The organism is Citrobacter sp. TBCS-14, assembly GCF_005280805.1.
Taxonomy (GTDB): Bacteria; Pseudomonadota; Gammaproteobacteria; order Enterobacterales; family Enterobacteriaceae; genus Citrobacter; species Citrobacter gillenii.
In genome coordinates this window covers 1-287 of record NZ_SZWM01000725.1, presented here as the reverse complement: position 1 = coordinate 287, position 287 = coordinate 1, and the positions used below count along the sequence as shown (strand labels likewise).

General features: G+C 55.7%; 1 pseudogene. It reads right to left on the bottom strand.

The annotated features are described in order from the left end of the window. Positions 1–287, bottom strand: a pseudogene (locus FDX22_RS20945) (transporter); the annotation flags it as partial.

Below are 287 nucleotides of genomic sequence, written 5' to 3'. Positions count from 1 at the left end.
GTAGATGCCCAGCTCGCGCAGATTTTTCCCGTCAGCCCATGCAACCAGCTCTGGGCCTACACGGTAGGCGCGGATCACCGGTAGATAAACCTTACGGTTGGCGTCAGTGTCCAGCCCGCGCTCACGCGCAATTTGTTGGGCGCTGGTTTGCAGATCCTGATGCTGCAGTTTTGGCAGATAGCGCGCACCCACAATCAGACTGACCAACCCAATTAAATAGGTGAGGGCGTAACCCAGACTCAGGTTATCAAGGGCGGTGGATAGCTGTGTACCTTCCATCCCTGAAT